Origin of the sequence: Streptococcus mitis (assembly GCF_005844455.1) — a bacterium.
In the GTDB taxonomy this organism is placed as follows: domain Bacteria; phylum Bacillota; class Bacilli; order Lactobacillales; family Streptococcaceae; genus Streptococcus; species Streptococcus mitis_BF.
The window spans coordinates 1-7,010 of sequence record NZ_SPGF01000077.1; the positions used below are offsets into that span (position 1 = coordinate 1).

Annotated in this window: 7 protein-coding genes and 2 pseudogenes; 2 read left to right on the forward strand and 7 right to left on the reverse strand. The window is 41.3% G+C overall.

Annotation, left to right across the window (positions count from 1 at the left end; genetic code table 11):
* The coding region (locus FGQ53_RS10705) for a transposase (protein ID WP_138338689.1) at positions 1 to 404 on the forward strand (404 nt) is incomplete at its 5' end.
* A 172-nt stretch (positions 405 to 576) separates the two neighbouring features.
* Here FGQ53_RS10705 and FGQ53_RS10710 read toward each other — a convergent pair.
* The 7 genes and pseudogenes from FGQ53_RS10710 to FGQ53_RS10740 form a co-directional block, all read right to left on the reverse strand.
* Positions 577 to 939: a DUF1304 domain-containing protein gene (locus FGQ53_RS10710; RefSeq protein WP_138338692.1), complete on the reverse strand. Its 363-nt coding sequence runs from the start codon at positions 937 to 939 to the stop codon at positions 577 to 579.
* A 10-nt stretch (positions 940 to 949) separates the two neighbouring features.
* The gene (locus tag FGQ53_RS10715) at positions 950 to 1,375 is read right to left on the reverse strand and encodes a MarR family winged helix-turn-helix transcriptional regulator (RefSeq protein ID WP_171019143.1); all 426 of its coding nucleotides are present in this window, start codon (positions 1,373 to 1,375) and stop codon (positions 950 to 952) included.
* Positions 1,376 to 1,573: 198 nt separating this feature from the next.
* The gene (locus FGQ53_RS10720) at positions 1,574 to 2,761 is read right to left on the reverse strand and encodes a LysM peptidoglycan-binding domain-containing protein (protein ID WP_138338694.1); all 1,188 of its coding nucleotides are present in this window, start codon (positions 2,759 to 2,761) and stop codon (positions 1,574 to 1,576) included.
* 158 nt (positions 2,762 to 2,919) lie between these two features.
* Positions 2,920 to 3,546 (reverse strand): HAD family hydrolase, encoded by a 627-nt coding sequence (locus FGQ53_RS10725; RefSeq protein ID WP_138338696.1) that lies wholly within the window; start codon positions 3,544 to 3,546, stop codon positions 2,920 to 2,922.
* Between the two features lie 3 nt (positions 3,547 to 3,549).
* A complete protein-coding gene (locus FGQ53_RS10730) occupies positions 3,550 to 4,830 on the reverse strand; it encodes an MATE family efflux transporter (protein WP_138338699.1) in 1,281 nt (426 codons plus the stop codon).
* 60 nt (positions 4,831 to 4,890) lie between these two features.
* Entirely contained in the window at positions 4,891 to 6,375 is a 1,485-nt protein-coding gene (gene thrC, locus FGQ53_RS10735) for a threonine synthase (RefSeq protein WP_138338702.1), read from the reverse strand.
* Between the two features lie 75 nt (positions 6,376 to 6,450).
* Positions 6,451 to 6,774: pseudogene (locus tag FGQ53_RS10740) on the reverse strand (gamma-glutamylcysteine synthetase); the annotation flags it as partial.
* Positions 6,775 to 6,814: 40 nt separating this feature from the next.
* On the opposite strand from FGQ53_RS10740, the pseudogene FGQ53_RS10745 reads away from it, so the two are divergent.
* A pseudogene (locus FGQ53_RS10745) lies at positions 6,815 to 7,010 on the forward strand (IS5/IS1182 family transposase); the annotation flags it as partial.

The following is a 7,010-nucleotide window of genomic DNA, read 5'->3' on the forward strand; positions in this document are numbered from 1 at the left end:
GTCGCTCATTAAAAGGCCAGTTAATAAGAGGTAAAGTATCTGGAAGAAGATATCAGAGGATTTCTTTGGTTGCAGGGTTAACAAATGGTGAGTTAATCGCTCCAATGACCTACGAAGAGACGATGACGAGCAACTTTTTTGAAGCTTGGTTTCAGAAGTTTCTCTTACCAACATTAAACACACCATCAGTTATTATTATGGATAATGCAAGATTCCATAGAATGGGTAAGCTAGAGCTCTTATGTGAGGAGTATGGGCATAAACTGTTACCACTTCCTCCCTACTCACCTGAGTACAATCCTATTGAGAAAACATGGGCTCATATCAAAAAGCACCTCAAAAAGGTATTACCAAGTTGCAATACTTTTTCCGAGGCTCTTTTGTCTTGTTCTTGTTTCAACTGACTATATAACATATTTCCCTTATTCTAGAGTTGAAAAGGACTAGCGATGCTAGGATTGATTTCTGATACTCAATGAAAATCAAAGAGCAAACTAGGAAGCTAGTCACAGGCTGTACTTGAGTACGGCAAGGCGACGCTGACATGGTTTGAAGAGATTTTCGAAGAGTATGAGTTTATTTAAAGAATAAAATACTAAGCAAGGTCAAAATAGCTGGTCCACCTTGCTTCAAAATAATTTTCTTATCTGCTGTTAAAGAGCCATAAGCCGCAGCACCGATCACAAACAAGACAAAAATAATCACAATTTCTAAATTCTGTGAGAAATAAATTCCATACAAGAAAAAGACTCCTAGCAAAGCGTTATAAATCCCTTGATTTTTGAACAATGAACTTACCGACTGACGAGCCAGTTCTTCCTTTTCCATGTTAAAGACGCGACTAGTCGCATCTGATTGCGTTGCAATACTTTCCAAATAAAAAATGTAAAAATGCTCCAAAGCAACGATTGTTGCTAAAATGATTGTAGTAATTGACATCTATTTCTCCTTAAATTTCTATATTTTCAATACCCAAAACCAATTTATTTAATAGACGGCTGAGTTCTGTTCTCTCAGACTCTGTTAAGATACTCTCCATCGCTTCCTTAACCCTGACATGCTTCAGAGGGGGATTCACCACTAACTGCTCCTTGGCATACTTCGTAGCCTCTACCAAGACTTCCCGCTGATTTTCAGGATTGCGATGGCGCTCCACCAAACCTTCCTTTTCCAAAATCTTGAAATGTCGGGTCAAAGCAGCCTGATCAATCTTCAAACGCTCCTGAACCGCCATTTGATTACAAGGGGAATTCTCCAGCAAAAACAGTAACATCTGATACCGTGTCAAACTAATCCCAAGCCTTTTTTCAAACAATTGCGTGCTCGCTTGCTCAGACAAGCGGAGTTGATACAGTAAATCTTGAATCTCTAGCATTTCTTCCCCCTCTCCATTGACTAATCAATAATTGCCCAATTAATTATAATATAAAGTAAAATAGATTGCAAAAATGTTACTTAAAACATTACAAAATGCTGACTATCCATTCAAATTGACAAAGAAAAAACGAACGAGAATCGCTTCCTATCATGAAAGCTAGATCTCATTCGTCAAAATGATATTACAAAGTCTGGTTTATCCATTCATTGAAACGTGAACGTGGTCATAGTGATTTTCTGTCACGCTACCACGATCTGGCATTGGGTTCCAAGTATTAGCTGGTCCATATTTGCTATCAAATGGAGCATAGAAACGTTGTTTCCAAATAATGTAACTAATTCCACGGCTGGCCATGTTTTGAATAGCGTATTCTGCAATCTTATCCCCTAGTTCTGAGCTTTCTGGTACCATAAAATCGATAGCCAAACCTTTTCCGTGATCTTCACTGTCTCCTGGACGGTAACCACTAAAGAATGTGATGCCAAACAAGTTAGCAATTTCTTCTTTAAAGGCAGCTGTTTGTGGTTGAAGGCCTGCATTTTCAGGTTTTGCTACTGCAAGTCCAGCATAATCAGGCGCAGCAGGAGCTGCATAAGTTGTTGAAACTGTTTTTGTTTCTTCTGGTTGATAAGTAGAAACTGTTGGTGTAGCTTCTTTTGCTTCTTCTGAACTTGTTGCAGTTGTTTCGATTGCTGTTTCTTTTGCTGGAGTTGTAGTTTCTTCCAATGTTGAAACAGCTTGTGGACTTGCTTGAGTTTCATCTTTCTCAGCTGGAGTCGTTGCCTGAGGAGCTGCTTCTGCAACTGCACTACTTGTTTCGGCTGTTTGCTCCTCTGGGACAGACGTTCCTGTAGATGGTGTCACTTCTTCTGCAGCAGTCACTGTCTCTGTAACTTCTGAACTTGTTGCTACTTCTTTTGTGCTTGGAGCTTCTACCGCTTTTGGCGCTTCTGCAATCGGTTGAGAAAGGTCTTCTACTTGAACTGTTTTTTCATCGACTGTCACTTGATTTTTCGTCAAATCAGCTGTCGCAGTTGTCACTTCTTCACTAGCATCTGCTTGAGGAGTTTGGATTTCAACTTCCGTTACCTCTTCAGCTTCATTGACAGTCGTTGTCAAAACAGTTTCTGGGAAAATCAAGTCCATATTGGTGATTTTGTTCAAATTCGCAAGAACTGTGACATCTACACCCAAGGCTTCTGCAATGGTGCTCAAGGTATCGCCATACTGTACTGTATAACTTGTTTTGTTGTCCGTTCTAGTCAAATCATTTTGGATTTGCTCAACACTACGTGCAGTCCAAAGAACTTCTTCTGCTTGGGTTGCCAATACTGGGGCAAATGACAAGGCTACCGTTGAGGCTAATAATATTCTTTTCTTCATTCTTTCAAATTCCTTTCAAATGAGTACCTGTCTATGATAACACAAAAAATGCAGAAAAAAGCCCTCCCGGGCCTATTTAACAGAACTGTCTATTCCTTGTAACAAACTCGGTTACTTGAAATAGTTTGTTAGGTCTCTGTCACAAAACTGACACAATCTTATCGTTCCCAATCCCCAAAAATGTAAGGAATATCTGCTAGTGATTGAATCCTATGATTCCTTTCATAAGACGACTCTAAAAAGTTGATACTTTGAATCCCACTATTCTGGGCAAATTCCACATCCAGAGTCCGGTCCCCTATATAATAGGTCTTCTCAGGATCCAGCTCATACTTGTCTAGCAGATAGTTAGCCGCTTCTGGATTAGGCTTGCGCGCAAAGCCACTCTGACTGGTTAAAATCTCTTTGAAATAGGATTCCAACCCCAAGTCTCTTAGAATGGTATAAGCATTGTCCCCCTTATGAGTATAGACAAACTGCTGAATACCTGCTTTGTCTGCCCAAGCTAGCACTTCACGCGCACCTGGTATCAAAACTAGCTGGGCATTCTTCTCAGCCAAACTCTGGGCACGCACCTGATTGAGCACTTCCGCATCCAACTTTCGCTCTTCTGCCACCTGCTTCAGTAAATCCTGAACTGAATACCTAAGGATAAACTCTCTCACTTTCTCCTTATCATAAGGAATAGCAAACTGACCAAAAGTCTCCTCAATCCCTGACAAAATCGCTTCGTAAGAGTCCAATAAGGTCCCGTCTAAATCCCAAATAAAAGCTGTTTCTTTCATCTCCTATCCTTTCAAACTCATATAACGCTGGTAACGGTAGCGTAGAAATAACCATCGAAAACCATTATCCAAAAGGGTTCCTGCCCAAATACCAGGCAAGCCCCAACCAAGCACAATCCCCATCAGATATCCTGTTCCAATGCGGATACACCACATTCCTATACTTGTTGCATAAAAGGGAAGGCGAGCATTCCCCAAACCCTGCCAGACTGCTGTATAGATGACAGTTCCTATCGTCATAGGAGTACCAAGTAGTGAAAAAAGTGTCACTAGAACACTGGCCTCCACCGCTAGAGGATCAGTCGTATAGAGATGAGTCAGTGGTATCCCTAAGGCATAGATACTAAAGGTCAAAGGCAACATGAGAATCAGAGAAAGCCAAAAGGTTTGCTTGCTCAAACTAGCGACTCTTTCCCAGTTATTCTCTCCAACTGCTCGAGCGGCCAGCATAACCGTTGCCGTAGCAACGCCAAAGGCAGGCATGTAGTTAAACTGGGTCAAGACTTCTCCGACCGCATTTCCAGCCACTGCCTCCGTCCCAAAAGAAACGACCAAGGCAATGATCACTACATCTCCAGCCCGCATCATGAGACGTTCTCCAGCTGCTGGTATTGCCAAAGTCAGTAAGTCTTTATCCAGTCCAAAAGTTAGTTTCGCATAAGGTAGTTTTAACTGCGACCACAAAATCATAAGACCAACCAAACGAGACAGAATAGTCCCCCAAGCAACACCCGCTATCCCCATACCAAGAACAAAAATAGCTAGACTTGAAAAAAGAATATTCAAGGCATTGGATAAAAGACTAACATAGAGGGGCAGACGCGGATTATGCGTTGCACGAATCAAGGCACCTAGACTCGTCATCAAGCCCAAAAGAACAATCGAACCACCCACTAAAGAAAGATAGAGTCCTCCACTTTCGGCCACAGCCTGTTCAGTCCCCAAAAGTCCTATCATCTCTTGCCCGGCAAAGAGCGATAAGGCGCCTAAAAACGCACTCAGCAATAGGGTTATCTTGAGAGCCTCCGTCACGTGATAAGCCAGCTTCGACTGTTCCTTCTGCCCCAAGCTTTTTGAAATAACACTGGAAATAGCAGACCCTAGAGCGATAAAAACCGCCTGATAAATGGTGATAATATTACCAGCTACTGAAACACCTGAAATAGCTATCAATCCTAAATGAGCAACCAAATAACTGTCCACCATTCCCATGAGCATCTGCAAAAAGTTTTCACCCATAGCTGGTAGTGCAATATTAAGAATGTCTTTATTTTTCTTAAACAATCTCTCCTCCTGATGAAAAGAAACTCAGTTGGTTTCCCCACCGAGTTTACTCCCTCTATCTTAAAGTTCTAGATAAGCCTCTACCGCCGCTTGCATGTCAGCAGCCGCTACAGTTGTCTTGTGACGAACTAGAGCTGTTTCAAGCCCATCAACTGCTGGTGGCACAGCCACTCCTGAGATTTCATGTAATTGAGCCAAGGCTTCAAAGTCAGTCAAGCCAACTTCCCCAATTACAGCTTCTACTGCAACTACTGGGAACTTATATGGACTAGCTGTTGATGTAATCACTGTCTTAGTCACATCTCCAGTGGCCGATTGGTATTTTTTATAAACTGCTGAGGCAACCGCTGTATGAGGGTCCTCGATATAAGAATCTGACTCATAAACACGTTTGATTTCTGCCGCAGTTTCTTCCTCAGTCGCATATTCAGCTGCAAAGAGTTCCAGAATCTCAGCATCAAAGTCTGTCAATTCATATTGTCCTTGTGTATTCAAGGCATTCATGAGTTCAGCTGTCTTAACCGCATCATTCCCCAAAAGATGGAAAATCAAACGCTCTAAGTTTGAAGATACCAAGATATCCATAGATGGACTAGTTGTTACCCTAAACTCACGTTTCTTATCATAAACACGTGTCTTGAAGAAGTCTGTCAAAACATTGTTGTCATTTGAAGCACAGATCAATTTGCCAACTGGCAAACCAATTTGTTTAGCATAAAAAGCAGCCAAGATATTTCCAAAGTTTCCTGTTGGTACTGTGAAGTTGACCTTTTCACCAGCCACAATCTCACCAGTCTTAACCAACTGAGCGTAGGCATAAACATAATAAACAATCTGTGGTACCAAACGACCAATATTCATAGAGTTAGCTGATGAAAATTGCAACTTGTTGGCAGCCAATTTTTCACGAAGGGCTACATCGTTAAACATATGTTTCACATTGGTTTGCGCATCGTCAAAGTTACCGTCAATGGCGATAACATGAGTATTGTCGCCAGTCTGAGTAGTCATTTGCAGCTCTTGTACCTTGCTGACACCGTCCTTTGGATAAAAGACGATAATCTCAGTGCCGGGCACATCCGCAAATCCTGCCATAGCAGCTTTCCCAGTATCACCAGATGTCGCTGTCAAAATGACAATCTTGTTCTCCAAACCATGCTTTTTAGCGGCTGTCGTCATAAAGTGTGGCAAGATAGACAAGGCCATATCCTTAAAGGCAATCGTTGAACCATGGAACAGTTCCAAGTTGTACTGGCCGTCTAATTTCACCAAAGGCGCTATAGCTGGAGTATCAAACTTGCTATCGTAGGCATTGTTGATACAGTAGTCTAATTCCTTTGTAGTAAAATCATCTAAAAATGCTGACAAAACTAACTTAGCAACTTCCTGATAAGAAGCATCTTTCAATTTGTCAAAGTCCAAATCTACCTTTGGATAAGTAAGCGGTGTAAACAAACCACCGTCCGTTGCCAAACCTTGCAAAATAGCTTGGCTGGCAGTTACTGTATTGTTAGCATCACGCGTTGATTGATAAACTAATGTCATTACTCTCTATCCTTTATCTATAGTCTCTTCCATTATATCATGATTTTTCAGAAAATCCTCCCTTTATAAGAAAAATTATAATCCCAATTCTTTCTTCAAGGGCTCTAAATAAATCATTTCTTGCTTATCTCTTTTCTCCAGTCCTTCCTCAGCCAGGATGAGTAAGTCTTTAGAAAACTCGAGAACCGCAGCTTCTTCTGTGAGTCGTTTTTTAGAAAATTGTCGTCTTAAAAGCTTATAATCACGACCAGTTGTGGTAAAAAATGGAGCAGTTCGCAAGTAAGCTTCAAGCTTGTCTAAATGAACCAACAAGCCCAAGTGAAAGGCTGCTGAAGTAAAAGTCCTATCAAGTGGCTGTGTACACAAACTACGAAACTCAACTGTTCCTCGAGTCGTTAAGTAGACTTGTTCGGTAACTCAAAAGTGGTATACTAAAGCTATGGAAACAACATACGAAAAAGCCTTAAAATTAAACTCAGAGAATTTCAAATTGTTGATAGGTGTTAAAAAAGCGACGTTTCAACTGATGCTTGATTGTCTCACTGACGCTTATCAAGAGCAACACCGAAAAGGAGGACGCCCACGCCGTCTAAGTATGGAAGACCAACTTATCATGACCTTGCCCTACTTACGCT